The sequence below is a fragment of the Phenylobacterium sp. genome (assembly GCF_041919955.1).
GTDB lineage: Bacteria > Pseudomonadota > Alphaproteobacteria > Caulobacterales > Caulobacteraceae > Phenylobacterium.
Genome location: NZ_JAYRSU010000014.1, coordinates 28293 through 48632, shown reverse-complemented (window position 1 = coordinate 48632; position 20340 = coordinate 28293). Strand labels below are relative to the sequence as shown.

The 20340-nt window shown below is 68.1% G+C and carries 17 protein-coding genes; 9 read left to right on the top strand and 8 right to left on the bottom strand.

Annotated elements, in window-relative coordinates; all coding sequences use genetic code 11:
• The first annotated feature begins 79 nt into the window (after positions 1-79).
• Complete coding sequence (locus ACE3T2_RS12985) at positions 80-862, top strand: YciC family protein (RefSeq protein WP_374657984.1); 783 nt, start codon at positions 80-82, stop codon at positions 860-862.
• A 5-nt stretch (positions 863-867) separates the two neighbouring features.
• Here the strand turns inward: ACE3T2_RS12985 and ACE3T2_RS12980 are convergent, their stop codons facing one another.
• From ACE3T2_RS12980 to ACE3T2_RS12955, 6 genes are read right to left on the bottom strand one after another with little or no spacing between them, the layout of a single operon-like run.
• Entirely contained in the window at positions 868-1713 is an 846-nt protein-coding gene (locus tag ACE3T2_RS12980; RefSeq protein WP_374657982.1) for an RDD family protein, read from the bottom strand.
• Complete coding sequence (locus ACE3T2_RS12975; RefSeq protein ID WP_374657980.1) at positions 1710-2714, bottom strand: stage II sporulation protein M; 1005 nt, start codon at positions 2712-2714, stop codon at positions 1710-1712. The genes ACE3T2_RS12980 and ACE3T2_RS12975 overlap by 4 nt, the downstream gene beginning before the upstream one ends.
• Complete coding sequence (locus ACE3T2_RS12970; protein WP_374657978.1) at positions 2711-4021, bottom strand: DUF58 domain-containing protein; 1311 nt, start codon at positions 4019-4021, stop codon at positions 2711-2713. The genes ACE3T2_RS12975 and ACE3T2_RS12970 overlap by 4 nt, the downstream gene beginning before the upstream one ends.
• The gene (locus tag ACE3T2_RS12965) at positions 4018-4974 is read right to left on the bottom strand and encodes an AAA family ATPase (protein WP_374657976.1); all 957 of its coding nucleotides are present in this window, start codon (positions 4972-4974) and stop codon (positions 4018-4020) included. Before ACE3T2_RS12965 ends, ACE3T2_RS12970 begins: the two co-directional genes overlap by 4 nt.
• On the bottom strand, positions 4961-6190 hold the full coding sequence (locus tag ACE3T2_RS12960; protein ID WP_374657974.1) for a hypothetical protein: 1230 nt from the start codon (positions 6188-6190) through the stop codon (positions 4961-4963). Before ACE3T2_RS12960 ends, ACE3T2_RS12965 begins: the two co-directional genes overlap by 14 nt.
• Complete coding sequence (locus ACE3T2_RS12955) at positions 6178-6882, bottom strand: DUF4129 domain-containing protein (protein WP_374657972.1); 705 nt, start codon at positions 6880-6882, stop codon at positions 6178-6180. Before ACE3T2_RS12955 ends, ACE3T2_RS12960 begins: the two co-directional genes overlap by 13 nt.
• Positions 6883-7048: 166 nt before the next feature.
• Between ACE3T2_RS12955 and ACE3T2_RS12950 the strand changes: the two genes are divergently transcribed.
• From ACE3T2_RS12950 to alr, 3 genes are all read left to right on the top strand, one after another.
• Complete coding sequence (locus tag ACE3T2_RS12950; protein WP_374657970.1) at positions 7049-9451, top strand: TonB-dependent receptor plug domain-containing protein; 2403 nt, start codon at positions 7049-7051, stop codon at positions 9449-9451.
• A 153-nt stretch (positions 9452-9604) separates the two neighbouring features.
• On the top strand, positions 9605-11092 hold the full coding sequence (locus ACE3T2_RS12945) for a replicative DNA helicase (RefSeq protein WP_374657968.1): 1488 nt from the start codon (positions 9605-9607) through the stop codon (positions 11090-11092).
• Positions 11093-11123: 31 nt separating this feature from the next.
• A complete protein-coding gene (alr, locus tag ACE3T2_RS12940) occupies positions 11124-12221 on the top strand; it encodes an alanine racemase (RefSeq protein WP_374657966.1) in 1098 nt (365 codons plus the stop codon).
• Here the strand turns inward: alr and ACE3T2_RS12935 are convergent.
• A complete protein-coding gene (locus tag ACE3T2_RS12935) occupies positions 12218-13384 on the bottom strand; it encodes a Yip1 family protein (RefSeq protein ID WP_374657964.1) in 1167 nt (388 codons plus the stop codon). The genes alr and ACE3T2_RS12935 overlap by 4 nt on opposite strands.
• A gap of 148 nt (positions 13385-13532) precedes the next feature.
• Between ACE3T2_RS12935 and radA the strand changes: the two genes are divergently transcribed.
• From radA to ACE3T2_RS12910, 5 genes are read left to right on the top strand one after another with little or no spacing between them, the layout of a single operon-like run.
• Positions 13533-14897 (top strand): DNA repair protein RadA, encoded by a 1365-nt coding sequence (gene radA / locus ACE3T2_RS12930; protein ID WP_374657962.1) that lies wholly within the window; start codon positions 13533-13535, stop codon positions 14895-14897.
• Between the two features lie 4 nt (positions 14898-14901).
• Complete coding sequence (locus ACE3T2_RS12925; RefSeq protein ID WP_374657960.1) at positions 14902-15522, top strand: CvpA family protein; 621 nt, start codon at positions 14902-14904, stop codon at positions 15520-15522.
• Positions 15519-17012, top strand: coding sequence for an amidophosphoribosyltransferase (purF, locus tag ACE3T2_RS12920; RefSeq protein WP_374657958.1), 1494 nt, complete (start codon positions 15519-15521; stop codon positions 17010-17012). Before ACE3T2_RS12925 ends, purF begins: the two co-directional genes overlap by 4 nt.
• Positions 17009-18004, top strand: coding sequence for a bile acid:sodium symporter family protein (locus ACE3T2_RS12915; protein ID WP_374657956.1), 996 nt, complete (start codon positions 17009-17011; stop codon positions 18002-18004). The genes purF and ACE3T2_RS12915 overlap by 4 nt, the downstream gene beginning before the upstream one ends.
• Positions 17997-18746, top strand: a complete 750-nt coding sequence (locus ACE3T2_RS12910; protein ID WP_374657954.1) for an SDR family NAD(P)-dependent oxidoreductase — start codon at positions 17997-17999, stop codon at positions 18744-18746. The genes ACE3T2_RS12915 and ACE3T2_RS12910 overlap by 8 nt, the downstream gene beginning before the upstream one ends.
• Here ACE3T2_RS12910 and der read toward each other — a convergent pair.
• Entirely contained in the window at positions 18694-20331 is a 1638-nt protein-coding gene (der, locus tag ACE3T2_RS12905; RefSeq protein ID WP_374657952.1) for a ribosome biogenesis GTPase Der, read from the bottom strand. The two genes, ACE3T2_RS12910 and der, sit on opposite strands and share 53 nt — an antisense overlap.
• Positions 20332-20340 lie beyond the last annotated feature (9 nt).

The window sequence follows — 20340 nt, the reverse complement described above, 5'->3', positions numbered from 1 at the left end:
TGCCCGCAAGCTTTGCGATTGCAGCTTGATCGAAGCGCGACCACAGGTTTCATTGGGCCGGGTCTCAATGGAGGGCGGAATGGCCGTTGCGGAAGGCGTCGTCGGTCAGTTTGATTTCGGCCGGGTCGTCAAGAACACCTTTCAGGTCATCGGCAGCAATCTGAAGGAACTGCTGGTTCTGTCGGCCCCGCTGTCTGGGCTCCCGGCCCTGGCTCTGGGCTGGGCCCAGGTCGCCTACGCCGGCGGCGAGGCCCCGTCTGCGGCGACGGGACTGGCCACTTTCGGCCTGGGCGCCGTGGGCTTCGTCGTCGCGGTCATCGGCTCGGCCTTGCTCCAAGCCACCATCGTCCGCGTCGCGGTCAGCACCCTGAACGGCCAGTCGGCCTCCGCCTTCGCTGAGATGCGCAAGTCGATCCCGTTCATCGCCCCTCTCCTCGGTCTCGGCCTGCTGGTCGGCCTCGGCGTCATGCTCGGCACGATGCTCCTGATTGTTCCCGGCGTGATCCTCATGATCATGTGGAGCGTGGCTGCGCCCGCCTTCGTCGTGGAGCGGATCGGCGTCTTCGACTCCCTGTCTCGCAGCCGGAACCTCACCCGCGGCCATCGCTGGCGAATCTTCGGCCTGTTCGTGGCCTATCTCGCGGTCTACTTCGCCGCTGCTCTTGTGCTTGGCGGCGTGGCCGTGGCGTTCAGTTTCGCAGGCGGGGCCGGCGCCTCGGCGATCGCCAGCGTCGTCGGCGACGCTCTCGCCAGCGTCATTGGCGGCGTTATCAGTTCGGCTGGCGCTGCGGCGATCTACTACGAGCTTCGCGCGATCAAGGAAGGCGTCGGCGTCAACCAGCTGGCTTCGGTGTTCGACTGACGCTCTCAGGCGGCGTGCTTGTCGCGCCGCCGCCGCCCCATCAGCATTCGTCCTTCCAGCCTGCCGCGCAGCGCGGCGTAGTAGGCGGCGAGGAAATCGTAGTCGTCGTAGTCGCGCTCGGCCCAGCCGATCTTGCTTTCAATGCGTTCGGCCACTGCTCGCATGGTCTTGCGGTCGCGACGGCGTATGACGTCTTCCAGCACGTGCAACTCCTTCTCGCCATAAGCGTCGAGCTGCTTGGCCGTAAACGGGTATCGCACCAATCTCTCAGCGCCCTCGTCGGCCATGTCGCGCATCAGCCGCTGGCGGGGCATGCGCACGACCCAGGTGCCGCCGACCAGGTCGCCCAGGCGCAGGCGATCGCGGTTGAACAGTGGAAACAGCGAGAAGATTCCCGCCCAGCAGATCGCCAGCAGATACATCCACGCCGAAGCCCCGCCCTCGTCTGCGCGCGCGACGACGATCGCCAGGGGCATGAAGAACTCCAGCTCGCGCAGGGCGTTGCGCACCAGAACCGCCTCCGCCCGCAGCCGTCCGCCGTCGCGCGCAGCCACCCGCAGGCCAAGGATCCGTTTCCCTGGCGTCGCCGCGGAGGCCGTCAGCTCGAAGGCGGCGAAGTAGAAGTTCCGAAGCAGGAAAGCGATCAGCAGCCAGATGATCGCCGCCGCCTCGATCCGATTGGGTCCACCCAGCACGCCCGCCGCGAACGCCAGGATCGTCAGACCGATCAGCACCGCCAGGATGATCGCCCCATCCAGCAGGAACGCTCCGGCGCGCTGGCCCGCGTCGCCGATCTGCAGCCGCAGGTCGACGCCTTCCGGCGTCACAAAGCTGCGCGTGGTGTCATTCACGACGCTCTTCCCCGCCGCGGGGCGTAGAAATAGGCCAGCCAGACCAGGCCGCTCGTGGCGGCGACGGCGTAGCGCGCCAGATCGTTGGTCACCAGTTGCCGTCCAAAGCCCTCGAGCAGGCCCGCCAGGAACAGCATGACGACCACCCCGCCCATCACCGCGCCGGCGGTGCGGCCGGCCTGGGAGATCGACGCCAGTCGCGACGCGCGGCCGGGAAACGCCGCCGCCCAGCCGATGCGCAGGCCCGCCGCCCCCGCCAGAATGATCGCGAAGAGCTCCGTGACCCCATGGATCAGCAACCAGCCGCCCAGCTCGAAGCCCAATCCACGGCTGACGTAGAGAGACAGAAAGGCGCCCAGCGTCGCGCCGTTGTAGAGCAGCAGCATGATGGTCGGCGCACAAAACGCAAAGCCCAGCGCGAATGCGGCCAGCGCGACCTGGGCGTTGTGCGTGAACAGGAAGGTGGCGAACACCGACAGGCCGTTGTGATCGCCGTCATGATAAAGCGCCTGGCGCAGGCTTTCCGTCGAGGCGGCGGGATCGCGTCCCTGGACCATATCCACCGGCACGAACACCTGGAACCACTGGCCGTCCTGCGAAATCAGCACCGCGGCGGCGACCGCGGCCACCACGGTGAGGACGACCGCCGCCAGGGTCTCTCGCCACAGCGTCCGCACCGCCGCCGGCCACGTCTCGCGGAAGAAGGCCGACAGCTGCTCGGCGAGGGTCGAGCGCGCGCCGTAGACGAAGAAGTAGGCGCGGGCCGACAGCAGCTCGAGATAGTCGATCAGCCCGCGATCGAGGGAGGTCTCGCGCGCCACCGACAATGCCGACAGGGTGGAGCGGTAGAGCGCCGGAATGGCCAGCAGTTCCTCGTCCGTCAGCGCGCTCGCCGAGCGCGCCTCGACCTTGTCCATCAGGCGTTCCAGCCGTGTCCAGTCAGCTTCCCGCTCCTGGCGGAAGCGCTGGCTCTTGAGGCGCAGGTCCGGAGCCTTGCTCACAGCATGTCCCTCCGCTTCAGGTCCAGATAGGCGTTGATCGCCGCCGCCCCGAGCCGGTCGGCGGCCGCCTCGACGATATGAACGCCCAGCCGGCGCAGCCGCGAGACCACCAGGTCGCGCTCACGCCTCAGGCTGCCGGCGAAAACCGCGCGCGAGACGTCCTCAGGGGTCGACGGTTCGGCGGAGATCATCTCGTCCAGTTCGTCGTCGCGCATGACGACGAAGATGATCAGGTGGCGCTCGGCAAGCCGCCCCACCGCTTCGATCATCAGCTCGGCCGAGGTCGAGTCGGTGAAGTCGGTGAAGATCACGATCAGCGACCGGCGCTGAAGTTCACCTGCAAGGGCCGTCAGCCCGAGCGTGTAGTTCGCCTCCTCGGTGGAGTAGTCGATACGACCGGCCATGAGCTGCAGCGTGCGGAACGCGTCCGGTCCGCCCAGGGCGCCGGTCGACAGGCGCGGGGCGGAATCGAACGAGAACAGGCCGGCCCGGTCGCCGGAGCGAAGGCAGGCATAGGCCAGCAACAGCCCGCCGTTGATCGCATGGTCGATACGCGGCGCCTCGCCCAGCGGCTCGCTCATGGCCCGCCCGCAGTCCAGCGCCAGGATGACATGGTGGTTGCGCTCGGTTCGGAACTCCTTGGCCAGCAGCACAGCGTGCCGGGCCGACTGCTTCCAGTCGACCGCCCGCCGGTCCATTCCCAGCTGGAAGTCGCGCAGGGCGTGGAATTCGGCCCCCTCCCCGACCTCGCGCTGGATCTTTGCCCCGAACTGGGCGTCGCGCGCAAACAGGCGCACCGCCTCGTCCCGAACCCGGCGCAGGTCGGTCGTCACCGGCACGTCGAGATCGAGCGCGAAGATCTTCTGTTTCCAGGCCAAACCCAGGGGCCCTGTCCATCTCACCCACAACGTCTCCAGCCGCGCCGGCCCCCGGCGCTGCGGCCGAAGCGGAAAGCAAAGCTCAGCGAGGCCGTGCTCGACCGGCGCGCGCAGTACGTCCTGAAGCAGACCTAGCCGCTCGGAACCGCCTAGCGCCGCTTCCAGCGTCGCGGGCGCCCGCGCCGAGAAGCGAAGCTCGAAATTGGCCGATCCGTCCCGCGAGACCGCGGCGAGCGGCGCGCGCGGCGCGATCAGGCTCAGACCGTCCCGCGCCCCGCCCAGCATGGCGTCGAGCGCCAACGCCAGAAGCAGGACGAGGACCCACGCCAGGCCGGCCAGCCACAGACCTTCTCCCGCTACCCCTGCAAGCAGGGCCAGCGGCGCGCCGGCCGCGCCAATCAGCACAGCTCGTCGCGTCGGATAGATCACCGCGGCGCCGCCACCTGGTCGAGCAGCGTCGCAATCACCTGATCGACCTGACGCCCCTCGATCTCGGCCGCCGGCGACAGCACCAGCCGATGACGCAGCACCGGCAGGGCCAGCGTCTTCACGTCGTCGGGAATGACGTAGTCGCGCCCTTCCAGCGTCGCCCGCGCCCGCGCGGCCAGGGCGAGCATGGCGCCAGCCCGCGGCGAAGCGCCGGTTTCGGTCTCCGGCGTCTCGCGCGTCGCCCGCACCAGATCGACGATGTAGCCCGCCACGTCGTCGGTGAGCCTGACCTTCGCCACGGTGGCGACCGCGTCGCGCACGGCATCGCCCTCCGCCACCTTCGCGACGCCCAAATCCGACGGATTGGGCGACCCGCTCCGTGCGCCATGCTGAGCGACGATCGCCATCTCGGCCTCCCGTGCGGGATAGGCCAGCACGTGCTTGAACAGGAAGCGGTCGAGCTGCGCTTCGGGCAGCGGATAGGTGCCCTGCTGCTCGATCGGGTTCTGCGTCGCCACCACGGTGAAACGTTCGCTCAACGGGTGCGGCTTGCCGTCGATCGTGATCCGCCGCTCCTGCATCGCCTCCAGCAGCGCGGCCTGGGTCTTGGGCGGCGTCCGGTTGATCTCGTCGGCCAGCAGCAGTTCGCAGAACACCGGCCCGCGGGTCAGGGTGAAGGTGCTGGTCTGGAAGTTGAACAGGTTGGCGCCGATGATGTCGCCCGGCATCAGGTCGGGGGTGAACTGGATCCTCCCATAGTCCAGGCCCAGGCTCGTGGCGAAGGCCTGGGCCAGCAACGTCTTGGCCGTTCCCGGCGGACCTTCCAGCAACACGTGGCCGCCGGCGAACAACGCTGTCAGCAGCAAGTCCACCGCCTCGTCCTGGCCGATCACCGCCTTGGCGATCTCACGCCGAATCTGCGCGGCGATCACGTTCACCTCAGCGACGTCCACGGGCCATCTCCTGTCTCCATTGGTAAAGGTCTCGCGCGGCCTTCAGCAGGTCGCCCGGGGTCTGGGCGGCGCGGGCCTGCTCGACCAGGACCTTGAATCTCTGCGATACGCCCGCGGCCTGCCCCATTCGGTCCAGCACGATCTCGGCCTCGGCCTCGTCTAGGCCGCGCGGCAGGCTCGCTGCTTTGATCACCTCGGCTTTGACAAGCTCGGCATAGGGCTCGGCCATGCGATGTTCGCGGCGCGCCAGACGCACCAGGGCCGCGGTGTTGTCGGCCAGGGCGCGCTTACCCAGCGCCAAAGCGCGGCCTGCCGAGCGGGCGGGGCCGAACCTCACCCCCGCCTGCAAGCCCGCGAGCAACAGCGCCAGGGCCAGGCACAGCGTCGCCCCCAGCAGCGGCGGCTCCAGGGCCAGTCGCAACGGGTTGAGCGATCTCTGGAAGCCGTGCAGCGTCAGGTCGAAGACAACCGGCGTGTCCTCGGCCCGGATCAGGTCCAGCATGGCCACCGCCGTTCGCGCACCCGCCAGGCTCTTCACTCCTGCGGTGTTCAGGAAGTCCGGATCGGCGAGAATGTAGCGCCCGCGCCCGTCATGGATCATGACCGCGACGCCGTCCTGGTCCAGCAGCACCGGCCGCCAGGTCGGGCTGATCAGGCCCTGAAGGTTCGAGATGCGCTCGGGAGACGGAAAAGCGGAGCCGTCCGGCCGATGCAGCGCCACCGGTTGCGCGCCTTTCTGCCGCTGAACGAACTGCAGCCCCTGCGCGATGTCCTTCGGAAGGACGTTCAGTATGACCTTGTTCGACTGCAGCCCGTCGGTCTTTACCCAGCCGCGATGCAGGGGATCAGGCGTCGTGCGCCACTTGGGCAGCACGATCAGCATCGGCCCGGCGTGCTCGAAGTCCTCGATGTCCGCCGGCCGCGTCTGCGCCGACAGGGTGAGGATCAGCAAGCCGTCCTCTGCGGCTGGTGACAGCGGCCCGCGGCTCAGGACCGTCGGCTCGCCGCTTTTCTGCAGCAGCCGCGCGACCGCCGCGAACCCGACCGAGGATCGCGAGAGCGCATGCTCGCGCCCGTCGTCGCCGGACCGCAACTCGGGCGTATAGGCCGACAAGAGGCCCAGACCCGCCAGCGAGACGACGCCGACCAGCACCAGAACGACCATCACGGTCGGCGAGAAGCCGGCGCTGTCGCGGCCCTCCCTCACGTCGTCCATCCGTTCGGCAGGGCGAAGGCTTCATAGTCGCGGCGGCAGTCTGCGAAGTCGGCGGCATCCACCGGGCTCCCGCCGAACAGGCTGCGTTCGACCAGCCGGGCTATCTTGCCGAAGGCCGGACGCGCGGCGGCCGGCAGCGCCGCCAGCGATGCGATCTCGCGGGCTGTCAGCGCGGGCCGGACCGATCGCGGCCGGCGCGCCTCGATGTCCTCAACGCTGCGCAGAAGGATCAGGTGCGCGGCCTCGGCGAACCGGCCCTCAACGGCCAGGGCGTCTGCAGCCGCCAGCAGGTCTCGGGCCGCTTCTGCATCGGGCCGCCATTCGGGTTCGGCTTCAACCGGCGCGGGGCTCGCCTTCGGCCTGGGTCCGCCGAGGCGCAGCAGCTCGCGTCCCAGGCCATAGACGATCAGCAGCACCAGGACGGCGACGCCGATCCAGAACACCCACTGAAGCAAAGGACCGGCGGTCTTCAGCAGGTCGCCGATCCAATCCAACCAGTGAGGCGGCTTGGGCGGCTGAAAAGACACGCGGTCGAACTGAAACGCCTTGTCCCGCAACAGTTCCGCGTGCGCTGCACGCAGCGTCTCACCTGCGTTTCGCGCCGCCGCTGCAGACTCGACGTCTCGTTGCATCGCCGCCCCGGAACAACCGAATCCATTATGCCCGTCGCGCGCGCCTTCCGTCGACAGCAAAGCAGCGCCGTGAGCCGTCGGCTTCCTGGATCACCGCCGCCGGTGTGGCTCATTTTCGTCTGCAGCGTGGCAATTATGTCATTTCAACGAAGCGCCCCAATTCCTAGTCTATCGCTAGGGCCATAAATCAAATCCCGCCTCTCACGGGAAAAGTTGGGGATTATCAATGAAATATAGCGTGCTTCTGCTCGCAGCCTCGTCTGCGGCGAGTCTCATCGCCGGCTCGGCCTACGCCCAATCCGGCGCCGGCGAAGTCGAAGAGCTGGTCGTCACCGGCACCCGCACCGAGGGCCGCTCGCGCCTCGAAACCCTCGCCCCCGTGGACGTGGTCAGCGCCCAGGCGCTGCAACAGCGCGGCACGACCGAGCTGGCCACCGCCCTGGCGACCAGCGTTCCGTCCATCACCTTCCCGCGTCCGTCGAACACCGACGGCACCGACGCCCTGCGCCCGGCCACCCTGCGCGGCCAGGGTCCGGACCAGACCCTGGTGCTGGTCAACGGCACGCGCCGCCACGCCACCGCCCTGGTCAACACCAACGGCTCGGTGGGCCGCGGTTCGGCCGCTGTCGACCTGAACGCCATTCCGTCGACGGCCATCGACCGCATCGAAGTCCTGCGCGACGGCGCTTCGGCTCAATACGGCTCGGACGCGATCGCCGGCGTCATCAACATCCGCCTGCGCGAAGCCTCCAGCGGCGGCGGGCTGTCGGTGACCTACGGATCGTACGTCACGAGCTTCGACGGCTATTACGGCCGCAAGGACGACATCCGCGACGGCGCCACCACGACCGTCTCGGGCTGGCAGGGCCTGAGCATCCTCGGCGACGGCTTCCTGACGCTGTCGGCCGAATACCGCTCGCGCGAGCACACCAACCGCAGCGACATCGACAAGCGCGTCACCCCGAACCGCATCACCTCGCGCTTCGGTGACGCCGACGTGGACGACATCTCGTTCTACGCCAACGCGGGCAAGCCGCTGGGCGACTGGGACCTCTACGGCTGGTACGGCTACCAGCACCGCGACGCCTCCAGCGCCGCCACCTATCGCCTGCCGACCGACACCCAGCAGAACATTCTGTCGGTCTATCCGAACGGCTACCTGCCCTATCTGACGACCGACACCGAAGACGTCAGCGCCGGCGTCGGCATCCGTGGCGAGATCGCCGGCTTCAAGGCCGACATCAACCTCGTCTACGGCAAGAACGACATCGATTTCGGCGTCCAGAACACGATCAACCCGTCATATGGCGCGACCTCGCCGACCTCGTTCCAGGCCGGCGGCCTGACCTATGACCAACTGGTCTTCGGCGCGGACTTCAGCCGTGAGTTCGACGTGGGCCTCGCCGGCCCGCTGAACGTCGCCTTCGGTCTCGAGGCCCGCAAGGAAGGCTACAAGATCAACCAGGGCGAGGTCGCCTCCTACGCCCGCGGCCCGATCACCAACGTCGCCTTCGGCTCGCGCGGCTTCACCGGCTTCACCCCGTCCAACGAAGTGGACGTCGATCGCGATGCGGTGGGCGTCTATGTCGACCTGGAAGGCAAGGTCACTGAAAACCTGACCTTGTCGGCCGCGCTGCGCTACGAGGACTATTCCGACTTCGGCGACACCACGACCTACAAGGTCGCCGGTCGCTACGAAGTCACTCCGGAGTTCGCCATCCGCGGCGCCATCTCCAGCGGCTTCCGCGCCCCGGCGCTGCAGCAGCAGTACTACACCTCGACCTCGATCCTTTACATCAACAACGTCCCCTTCGAGACCGGCACCTATCCGGCCACCAGCCAGGTCGCCCGCGCTCTGGGCGCCGAACCGCTGAAGGCTGAAACCTCCGACAACTACGCCCTGGGCTTCGTCTTCCGCCGCGGCGCGTTCGAACTGACGGTCGACGGCTACAAGATCGACGTGAAGGACCGCATCGTCCTCTCCGAGACCCTGACCGGCAGCCCGACCGCCGCGCCGGGCACCAACGGCCGCGTGATCTACGACCTGCTGGCGCCATACGGCGCGTCGGCGGCCCGCTTCTTCATCAACGGCGTCGACACCGAGACCGTCGGCGTGGACGTGGTCGCGCGCTACCGCATCGTCGATGACCAGGCCGGCACGTTCGACCTGACCGCCGCGGGCAACTACAACGATGTCGAAGTGACCAAGACTCCGGTCACCAAGACCTCGATCCTGCCGACCCCGACCTCGCTCTTCGCCCGCCAGGCGACGCTGCGCTTCGAGGACGGCACGCCGAAGCACAAGCTGACCTTGCAAGGCGACTGGAGCCGCGAAGCCTGGGGCGCGACCGTCCGCACCACCTTCTACGGGGACGTCCTTTCGCCCGGAACCCTGGCTGACGGCAGCGCCGACAACCACACCGGCACGCGCGGCCTGGTGGATCTGGAAGCCCGCTACACCTTCCCCGTCGGCCTGACGGCCTCGATCGGCGCCGACAACGTCTTCGACGTCTATCCGCGCCAGATCATCCCGTCGCAGAACACGACCTCGGCGGCGCCGTTCTCGTCGTTCTCGCCGTTCGGATTCGGCGGCCGGTTCGTCTACGGCCGCCTGGCGATGAAGTGGTAGCCTGACCTCGACTTACGACCGAAACTGACGCGGCGCGGGACCATCAAGGTCCCGCGCCGTTGTCGTTAAGCTGTCCACAGGCGACATTTAAACTGTGGGTTCCGCCGAGATCGGCGCAGACCGCCCCCCGTCGGGTTAGCTATCTGTAAACCGATGTCCATAGTCCCGGCTCTCGACCTTCGCCCCCCGCAGAACGACGCAGCGATCCCGCATGCCCCGGCCAATATCGAGGCCGAGCAGGCGCTGCTGGGCGCCCTGCTCTATGACAACGCCGCCTTCGAGCGGATCGGCGACTTCCTCCAGGCTCGCCACTTCTACGAACCCTTCCATCAGCGCCTGTTCACGGCCATCGAGACCGCGGTCCGCAAAGGGCAGCTGGCCGAGCCGATCCTGCTGGCGGAGCAGTTCAACCGCGATCCCGCCTTCGAGGAACTCGGCGGCATCCGCTACCTCGCCGACCTGGTCGACCGCGCCCCGCCGGCCGCCAACGCCGCCGATTACACCCGTGCAGTCTACGACCTGGCGCTGCGCCGCGATCTGATCCGCATTGGCGGCGAGATCGCGCTGACCGCCCAGCAGGGCGACGCCGACCGCTCGGCCCGCGACCAGATCGAGTCGGCCGAGGCCCAGCTGTTCGCCCTGGCCGAGAGCGGCGGCAACAACCAGGGCTTCGTGCCCTTCTCGGAAGCCGTGCACGGCGCCGTCACCCTGGCGGCCGAGGCCCACGCCCGCGACGGCGGCCTCGCCGGGACCTCGACCGGCCTGCTGGACCTCGACCGCAAGATCGGCGGCCTGCACCCGTCCGACCTCGTGATCCTCGCGGCTCGCCCCTCGATGGGAAAGACTTCGCTGGCCTGTAACGTCGCCTTCGACGTCGCGCGCAACTATGCGTGGGAGCCTCAGCCCGACGGCACCAAGAAGACCGTCCGCGGCGGCGTCGTGGCCTTCTTCTCGCTGGAAATGTCGGCGGACCAGCTGGCCATGCGTCTTCTCGCCGAGGTGTCCGGGGTCTCTGGCGACAAGCTCCGCAAGGGTGAGATCGACGCCCTGGAGTTCGGCCGCATCCGCGACGCGGCGCTCGAGATCCAGGATGCGCCGCTGTTCATCGACGCCACCGGCGGCATCACCATCGCCAAGCTCGCGGCCCGCGCCCGCCGCTTGAAGCGGACCCACGGCCTCGATCTCATCGTCATCGACTACCTCCAGCTCGTCACAGGAGGCGATGGCAAGAGCGACAACCGGGTGCAGGAAGTCTCGATGATCACCCAGTCGATGAAGGCTCTCGCCAAGGAACTGGCGGTGCCGGTCATCGCGCTTTCGCAGCTCTCCCGCCAGGTGGAAAACCGCGAGGACAAGCGGCCCCAGCTCTCCGACCTGCGGGAATCCGGCTCCATTGAGCAGGACGCCGACATGGTGATGTTCATCTACCGCGAGAGCTACTACCTCGGTCGCTCAGAGCCGCGAGAGGGGACGCCCGAGCACCTGACCTGGCAGGAAGAGATGGACAAGGTGCGGGGCACCGCCGACGTCATCATCGCCAAGCAGCGCCACGGCCCCATCGGCACCGTGAAGCTGTCCTTCAACGAAGACATCACCAAGTTCGGCAACCTGGCCCGCGACGGCTACTACGACCCTCACTAGAGCCTTAGCTGAGGCTCGGCTAAGAGGACGCATGTCTTCGCCGACCGCCGCCCGCCTGACAATCGATCTGAACGCCCTGGCCCGAAACTACGCCGTGCTGTGCGCGGAAGCTCCGGGAGCGGAAGCCGCCCCCGTCGTCAAGGCCGACGGCTATGGGCTCGACGCCGGCCGGATCGCGCGCCGGCTGTGGGCGGAGGGCGCCCGCGCCTTCTTCGTCGCCCGCCTGGCCGAGGGCGAGGCGCTGCGAACCGCGCTCGGAGCCGAACGGCCGGCCACCATCTACGTACTCGACGGCTTTCTGCCCGGTTCGGGGCCACGCCTCGTCGCCGCAGGTCTGACGCCGGTGCTCTCCAGCCTGCCCCAGATCGAAGCGGCCAGCGCCTTCGGCCGCGCGTCGGCGGCTCCGCCGCAGGTCGCCATCCAGGCCGACACCGGCATGAACCGCCAGGGCCTGTCGCTGGAAGAAGCCGCCGTCGTCGCGGGCTCGACCGATCGCCTTCGCGGTCTCGACCTGCGCCTGATCATGAGCCATCTCGGCTCGGCGACGTCGCCGGACGATCCGCGCAACGAGCTGCAGCGTGGACGCTTCGAACAGGTCCGTCGCCTGTTTCCAGGCGTACGAGCGAGTTTCGCCGCCTCGGCGGGGATCATGCTTGGCACGGACTATCGCAACGACATCGTGCGGCCCGGCATCAGCCTGTTTGGCGGCGGGCCCGAGGAGCGCCCCGACCCGCGCCTGGAGGCGGTCGCCACGCTGGAGGCCCCGATCCTCTATATCCGCGCCGTCGCGCCTGGGGAGATGGTGGGCTACGGCGCCTCGCTGATCGCCCGGCGGCCGATGCGGATCGCCGTCGTCGCGGCCGGCTATGCCGACGGGCTGATCCGCGCCTCGCGCCATGGCGGCTACGCCTGGTTCGGCGGCGCGCGACGGCCATTGGTCATCGTCAACATGGACCTCACCGCCATCGATATCGGCGACGCGCCGGCGACGATCGGCGAGTATGTGGAACTGCTCGGCCCAAACGTGCCGATAGACGACGCTGCGGCGGCCGCCGGCACCGTGGCGCACGAATGCCTCGTTCGCCTCGGCGGGGGCCGCGCCGAGCGCGTCTATCTGGGCGAAGTCTAGCCCTTCGACAGCGCCTCCAGCTTGGCCGGGCCCACCGCCGCGGTCGCCGCCTTCAGTTCGTCGATGCTCGCACCCTCGCCCTCTGCGGCGACCATGAAGCGGTCGCCGACCAGAACGCTGTACTGCCCGTGCTTGCTGGCGCTGTCGTAAGACTCCTGGGTCATTCGTCCGTCGACCTTGCCGACCTTCTCGTACTTCCCGTCCTTCTCGCTGGACGACTGCACGTTGAAGGCGTTGGCCAAGCCCGCCAGGGCGCCGGCCGCGCCGAGATCAGTGACGCTGAGGCGGATCTTCGCATCGCCCTTGGTATAGACGCCCTCGGCCTGCGAGCCGTTCATGCCGGCCGCCCCGCCCGACCCCGTCGTGACCTCGGTGCGCGCGTAGCCGGCGACGCCGTCAGGCAGATACGCCTTGAGCACATCTGGAGCGACCGCTTCAGGCGCCTTGCCGCTCTCGATCTGCTTGGCGGCGGCTTCGAGCCGCTTGGACTGAGCTTCGAGTTCGGCCAGATCGACCGACTTGCCGCCGACGTTGACCGTACCGGCCGCCACGCTGCGATCGATCCCCCCGAGTCTTTGCAGGGGCGAGGTTAGGGCGGCGATGATGACGCCCAGGACGATGGCGATGATCACGACCGACGCGGTGTAGGCCGTCGCCTTGGTCTCCGGCGCCTTCATCAGTCGCGGCAGCCCTTTGTAGAGCAGATAAAAGCTGTAGAGCCCCAGAAGGGAGAGAACGGAGATCGGCGGGTAGATCGCGAAAATTCCGGCCAGCCAGCCGGCCGTTCCCGAATAGGCCGCGACCTTCATGGCCTGAATCCTGTTCCTCTCGCCCTCGAAGGTGGGCGCGAGGCCGTCGATGATCAGGCTCATCAGATAGACGGCGAGCAACCCGCCGCCGAAACTGACCGCGGCCGAGATAAGCGCGCCAAGGATCGACGGCTTGAAGGTCAAGCCGAAGCCGCCGTACCCGAAGACCAGTCCGCCGATCAGGCCCGCGACCGCCGGGATCAGCGATAGCGGGACGACATATCCCTTGAACAGGCCGGCCACCGTCGCCGGCTCGGCTTCAATGACCTCCCAGGTCGCCGACGGCTTCATCAGGATCGACTTGACCCGATCGACCAGGCCGCTTGTCGCCGACCCCGGTTCTACTGCGCTCATCTATCTCTCCAGCCCTTCGAGAAATTTCACCGCCATACCCCCGCTGTGCGAGTCTATCCCACGTAGATCGACACACGCCAACTTCGGTGCGACGGACGCCGCCCGCGCGCGGCGCTAGACTATGGCTTTCAGCGAATCAGGAGCACGCATGGCCCGCGACGGCGCCGTCTATGTCTGCCAGTCCTGCGGGGCGGTGCAGAGCAAATGGGCCGGCCAATGTCCTGCCTGCAGCGCCTGGAACACCTTGGTCGAGGAGGTCCAGAGCCGTCCGCCCGGGGCGCTGGCGCCCAGCCGCGCCTCGCGTGGCCGCGGCCTGAACTTCCAAGGCCTGGAGGACGAGACCCCCGCCCCGCCGCGCCTTTCGACCGGCGTCGACGAATTCGACCGCGTCTGCGGCGGGGGCGTCGTGCCAGGCTCGGCCATCCTGCTGGGCGGCGACCCAGGCGTCGGGAAATCGACATTGCTGCTGCAAGTCGCCGCCAACGCTGCCCGTCGCGGCGTCCGCTGCGCCTATATCTCCGGCGAAGAGGCGATCGAGCAGGTCCGCGGCCGCGCCCAGCGCATGGGCCTGCACGACGCGCCCGTGAGGCTGGCGGCCGAGACCTCGCTGCGTGACATCCTCGAGAGCCTGAAGCGCGAGAAATTCGACCTTGTCGTCATCGACTCCATCCAGACCATGTGGAGCGACGCCCACGAGGCCGCGCCGGGCTCGGTCACCCAGGTCCGCGCCGCAGCCGGCGAACTGGTGCGGCTGGCCAAGAAGCAATCGGTCGCCATGATCCTCGTCGGCCACGTCACCAAGGACGGGGCCATCGCTGGCCCGCGCGTGGTCGAGCACATGGTCGACGCCGTCCTGACCTTCGAGGGCGAGCGCGGCTATCCCTTCCGCATCCTGCGCGGAACCAAGAACCGCTTCGGCGCTACCGACGAGATCGGCGTCTTCGAGATGGGCGACGCCGGTCTGGCCGAGGTGCGCAATCCCTCGGCCCTGTTCCTCGACACCTCGGGCGAGCGCGCGGCCGGCGCGGCCGTCTTCGCCGGCATCGAGGGCTCGCGGCCGGTGTTGGTCGAGTTCCAGGCGCTGGTCGCGCCATCGGCTTACGGTACGCCGCGGCGCGCGGTCGTTGGCTGGGATTCCGGACGCCTCGCCATGGTCCTGGCCGTGCTGGAGGCGCGCTGCGGCCTCGCGCTCGGCGACCGCGACGTCTATCTGAACGTGGCTGGCGGCCTGCGGGTGACCGAACCGGCCGCGGACCTCGCAGCGGCGGCGGCGCTGGCCTCGTCGGCGCTTGACGTCGCCCTGCCGCAAGACTGCGTCGTCTTCGGCGAGATCAGTCTGTCGGGCGACATTCGGCCGGTGAGCCGCATGGAATCCCGCATGAAGGAGGCCGCCAAGCTCGGCTTCAAGCGCGCGCTGGGGCCGCAAGGCTTGGAAGGCTCGGTTCTGAAGGTGACAGGGGCCACCCGACTCGCCGACGCCATCCGGCGCATCGGCGATGGCCAGTGGGAGTAAGGGGTTGCCCTGGTTCGACATAATCGTCCTGGCGGTCCTGCTGACCTCGGCCGCGTTCGGCTTCTTCAGCGGAGCGACGCGCGAGATGGTGCGCGCGCTGTCGTTCATCCTCGCCGCCGTGCTGGCGATCTACGGCCTGCGCTGGACCGGCCCCATCGGCCGCTCGCTGCTCGATCCGGACTGGGCCGGCACGGTGGCGGCAGGCGTGGTCGTCTTCGTCCTGGTCTATGCGACATTACGCGTCACCGGCGGGGCCATGGTGCGCGGGGTGCACAGCACCCATGTGCTGGGCGTGCTCGACCGCTCGGTAGGGCTTGGATTCGGCCTCCTGCGCGCCTTGGTTGTCCTCGGCGGGCTCATGCTGGCCTTCCAGGCCGCGACACCGGCGGACCGGGTGCCGAGATGGATGACGGGTGCGGCGTTTTACCCGCTGACCAATACCGCGGCCCATATACTAAAGGCCTTCGCGCCCAAGGGGTTAGACATGGCTGGCAAGCTGACGCCGTCGATTGGCGAAGCTGTTCGTGAAGGTTCGGCGACGGACCGGGGTGACTCCGGTGACGCCCAAGGCTATGACCCGCGCGAACGACACGGCCTCGACGATCTGGTGGAGAAATCCCGATGAATCTGAACCAAGATCGACGGCTTCAGCCGACCTACCGCGACCCTGACGACGACGCGCCGCGTCTCGAATGCGGCGTCTTCGGCGTCTATGATACGCCCGCCGCCGCCGCCATCGCCGCCCTGGGCCTGCACGCCCTCCAGCACCGCGGACAGGAGGCCTGCGGCATCGCCGTCTTCGACGGGCAGCGCTTCCATACCGAACGCCATATGGGCCATGTCGGCGACGCGTTCGCCGGCCCCGACCTGGTCGATCGTCTGCCCGGTCATTCGGCCATCGGCCACACGCGCTATTCCACCGCCGGCGGCAGCTTCATCCGCAACGTCCAGCCGATGTTCGCCGATCTCGAGGCCGGGGGCGTGGCCCTGGCCCACAACGGCAACCTCACCAACTTCCTGACCCTGCGCGAGCAGCTGGTCGCCGAGGGCGCGATCTTCCAGTCGACCTCGGACAGCGAGGTGATCCTTCACCTCCTCGCCCGCTCGCGGAAGGCCAAGTTCGTCGAGCGCTTCATCGACGCGCTGAGCAAGATCGAAGGTGGCTACGCCCTGGTCGCCCTCACCAACAAGAAGCTGATCGGCGTCCGTGACCCGCTTGGCATCCGCCCGCTGGTGCTGGGCGATCTCGATGGCAAGGCCGTGCTCGCCTCCGAGACCTGCGCCCTCGACATGATCGGCGCCAAGTTCGTGCGCGACATCGAGCACGGCGAAATGGTCGTCATCGACCACAAGGGCATCCGCAGCCTGAAGCCGTTCCCCGCCGCCCAGGCGCGCCCCTGCGTGTTCGAATACGTCTACTTTGCTCGCCCCGACAGCGTCGTGAACGGCCGCTCGGTCTACGAGGTGCGTAAACGCATGGGCCGTCGCCTGGCCCAGGAGAGCGGCGTCGAGGCCGATGTGGTCGTGCCGGTGCCCGACTCCGGCGTGCCTGCCGCTATCGGCTATTCGCAGGAAAGCGGTCTGCCCTTCGAAATGGGCATCATCCGCAACCATTATGTCGGCCGTACCTTCATCCAGCCGACGCAGGGGGTCCGCGAACTGGGCGTGCGCATGAAGCACAGCCCCAACCGCGCGGTGCTCGCCGGCAAGCGTGTGGTGCTGATCGACGACTCTATCGTCCGCGGCACCACCTCGCTGAAGATCGTCCGCATGGTCCGCGAGGCCGGCGCCAAGGAGGTTCATCTCCGCTCGGCTTCGCCGCCGATCATGTGGCCCGACTACTATGGCATCGACATGCCCGACCGCGAGCATCTGCTGGCGGCCAACAAGTCGGTCGAGGAGATCGCCAAGATCCTCGAGGTCGACACCATGGGCTATCTGTCGGTTGATGGGCTCTACGAAGCCATGCAGGCCGCGCCCCGCGATCCAGCCAATCCGCAGTTCACCGACCACTACTTCACCGGCGATTATCCGACCCGCCTGCTGGACCGGGAAATCGCCGAAGGCCGCAACGACGGCGCCGACCGCCAGCTGTCGTTCCTGGTCGACGCGTGAGTTCGGGCCCGCGGGCCTGGCTGAAGGCGCTGGGGCTCGACTGGTACATCGCCGCCATCGTCGGCATGGTCGTGCTGGCCTCGGCGCTTCCCGCCCGCGGCGAGGCGGCCCCGGTCGTCGGCGGCCTGACCAAGGTCGGCATTGCGCTCGTCTTCTTCATCCACGGCGCCAAGCTGAGCCAGGAGGCCGTGCTCAAGGGCCTGCTGCACTGGCGGCTTCACGGGTTGGTGCTGGTCACCACCTTCGTCTTCTGGCCGCTGCTGGGCCTCGGCGCGGCGTCGCTTCCCGGCTGGATCGTCCCCGCCGCCCTCGCGCCGGGCCTGATCTATCTCGCCTGCCTGCCGTCGACGATCCAGTCGGCGATCGGCTTCACCGCCATCGGCCGCGGCAATGTCGCGGCCGCGGTCTGCGGCGCCTCGGTCTCGAACCTGCTGGGCATGATCGCCACGCCCCTGCTGGTCGGCGGGCTGCTGGGCGCGCAAGGCGCCCTGTCATTCTCGTCCTTCCAGGCAATTCTCTTGCAGCTGCTGGCGCCGTTCCTGGCCGGCCAGATCCTGCGCCGCTGGATCGGCGGCTGGGTCCAGAAGAACGCCAAGCCGCTCGGCCTGGTCGATCGCGGCTCCATCCTGCTGGTGGTCTACAACGCCTTCTCCGGCGCCGTTGTCGCCGGCATCTGGTCGAAGGTGTCGGCCTTCGACCTCGCCCGCATCGTAGTGGTCTGTCTGCTGCTGCTCGCGCTCACCCTCGGCCTGATGATCTGGATCGCCCGCACCCGCGGCTTTTCAAAGGAGGACGAGATCGCCATCGCCTTCGCTGGTTGCAACAAGAGCCTGGCCGCTGGCGTGCCGATGGCCGGCGTGCTGTTCCCTGCCGCAACGGTAGGGTTCGTGCTTCTGCCGGTGATGCTCTATCACCAGTTCCAACTCATGGTCTGCGCCGCCCTGGCGCAGCGCTACGCCCATCGCCCGCTTCAAGAGCCCGTGCATGACTGACACCCTCCCCCTCGACGGCCGCATCGCCCTGGTCACCGGCGCCAGCCGCGGCATCGGCCGCGAATGCGCCCTGGCCCTCGCCAAGGCCGGCGCCCACGTCGTCGCCACAGCCCGCAATCAGGGCGCGCTTGAGGAGCTGGACGACGAGATCAAGGCCGCCTCCGGCAAGTCGGCTACGCTGGTCCCGCTCGACCTCGCCAACGGCGAGGGCATCGACGCGCTCGGCCTGGCCATCCATCAGCGCTTCGGCAAGCTGGACGTCCTGGTTCACGCCGCCGCCATCTTGGGCGGCCTGACGCCGGTCTCGCACATCGATCCGCCGACCTGGGAGAAGGTGTTCGCCGCCAACACCACCTCGACCTATCGCCTGATCCGCTCGACCGAGCGTCTGCTGCGCGCTTCGCAGTCCGGTCGCGGCCTGTTCTTCACCACAGGCCGCGTCGAACGTCCCAAGGCCTTCTGGGGGGCCTATGGCGCGTCCAAGGCCGCCATGGAGCATCTGGTTCGCACCTGGGCCGACGAGTTGGAGAACACGACCGTCCGCGCCGCCCTGATCGATCCGGGCGTCATGCGCACCAAGATGCGCGCCGAAGCCATGCCGGGCGAAGACCCGATGAGCCTGCCGCATCCGTCGGAGATCGGTCCGCTGATCGTTGAACTGGCGCAGGCCGAGCTCGGCCTGCCGAAGACTAACGTCCTGTTCGACGCGTGGAAGTCGGGCGCGAAGCTCGTTTCGGCTTGACGCCTGGACGATTGAGCTTGGCGGCCCGGCCCTTCGGCGTCGGGCCCGCCCCCACCTTAGGCTTGCCCGGTGCGACCTGCTTGGTCTTCGGCTTGGCCTTGGGCTTACCGGTCTTTTCGGCGGCCTCGACGGCGCCGCCCGACGCCTTGGCCCGCACCGCGGCCACGCCCTTCGGCGTGACCACCTTCTTGCCGAGCTTGGGGGCGAAGGTCGGAACCGAAGACTTCGGCGCCGGGCCGCCTTTCTCCTCGCCCTCGGCGTAGGGGTTCTTGTTCGACTTCACCGTCAGCCGCATCGGCACGCCCGGCATGTCGAAGCTCTCGCGCAGAGAGTTGATCAAGTAGCGCCGATAGTGGTCGGGGAGCTGGTCGGCGCGGGTCGCGAACAGCACGAAGGTCGGCGGCCTGGCCTTGGTCTGGGCCATGTACTTCGGCTTCACGCGCCGGCCGTTCACGGCCGGCGGCGGATGCCGCTCCATCGCCATCTGCAGCCAGTCGTTCAGGTCGCGGGTCTTGACCTTGGTCGACCAGTCGCCATGCACCTTGAATACCGCCGGCATCAGCCGGTCGAGATGGCGCCCGGTCTCGGCCGACAGCGCCACGACGGGCGAGCCGCGCAGCTGCGGCAGAAGGCGGCCAGCCTCTTCGGTGAGTTCCTTCAGGGTCGCGCCCTGATTTTCGATCAGATCCCACTTGGTGAGGCAGAAGACCAAGCCGCGGCCTTCGCGCTCCACCAGGTCGGCGATCTGCAGATCCTGGATTTCGAAGGGATGGGTGGCGTCCATCACCAGGATCACGACCTCGGCGAACGTGATCGCGCGGATGGTGTCGCCGGTGGACAGCTTCTCCAGCTTTTCCTGGACCTTGGCCTTGCGGCGCAGGCCGGCCGTGTCAACCAGCCGGACCGGGCGACCTTCCCAGGTCCAGTCGACCGGAATGGCGTCGCGGGTGATGCCGGCTTCGGGACCGGTCAGCAGCCGGTCTTCGCCGATCATCTTGTTGACCAGGGTCGATTTGCCGGCGTTGGGTCGTCCGACAATGGCGATGCGGATAGGCTTGTCGCCCAGTTCCTCGTCGTGCTCGTCGTCGATCTCGGGCCAAACCGCCAGCAGCGCCTGATAGAGGTCGGCCATGCCCTCGCCGTGCTCGGCCGAGATGGCGATAGGCTCGCCAAGGCCGAGGCCGAACGCCTCGTTGACGCCGGCTTCCGACGCCTTGCTCTCGGCCTTGTTGGCCGCAAGGATCACCGGCTTGTCGTGCTTGCGCAGCAGTTCGGCGAACACCTTGTCCATCGGAGTGACGCCTTCACGGGCATCCACCACGAACAGGGCGACATCCGCCTCCTCGATCGCCGTCTCGGTCTGCTGGCGCATCCGCGACTCGAGACTGTCGTCGGTGACGTTCTCGAAGCCGGCGGTGTCGATCAGCTCGAGGTCGATGTCGCCGATCCGGCCGGTCGCGAACTTGCGGTCGCGGGTGACGCCGGGCTGGTCGTCGACGATGGCGAGCTTCTTGCCCGCCAGCCGGTTGAACAATGTCGACTTCCCGACATTAGGCCGACCGACGATGGCAAGACGCATAGGCATGTTCGGATC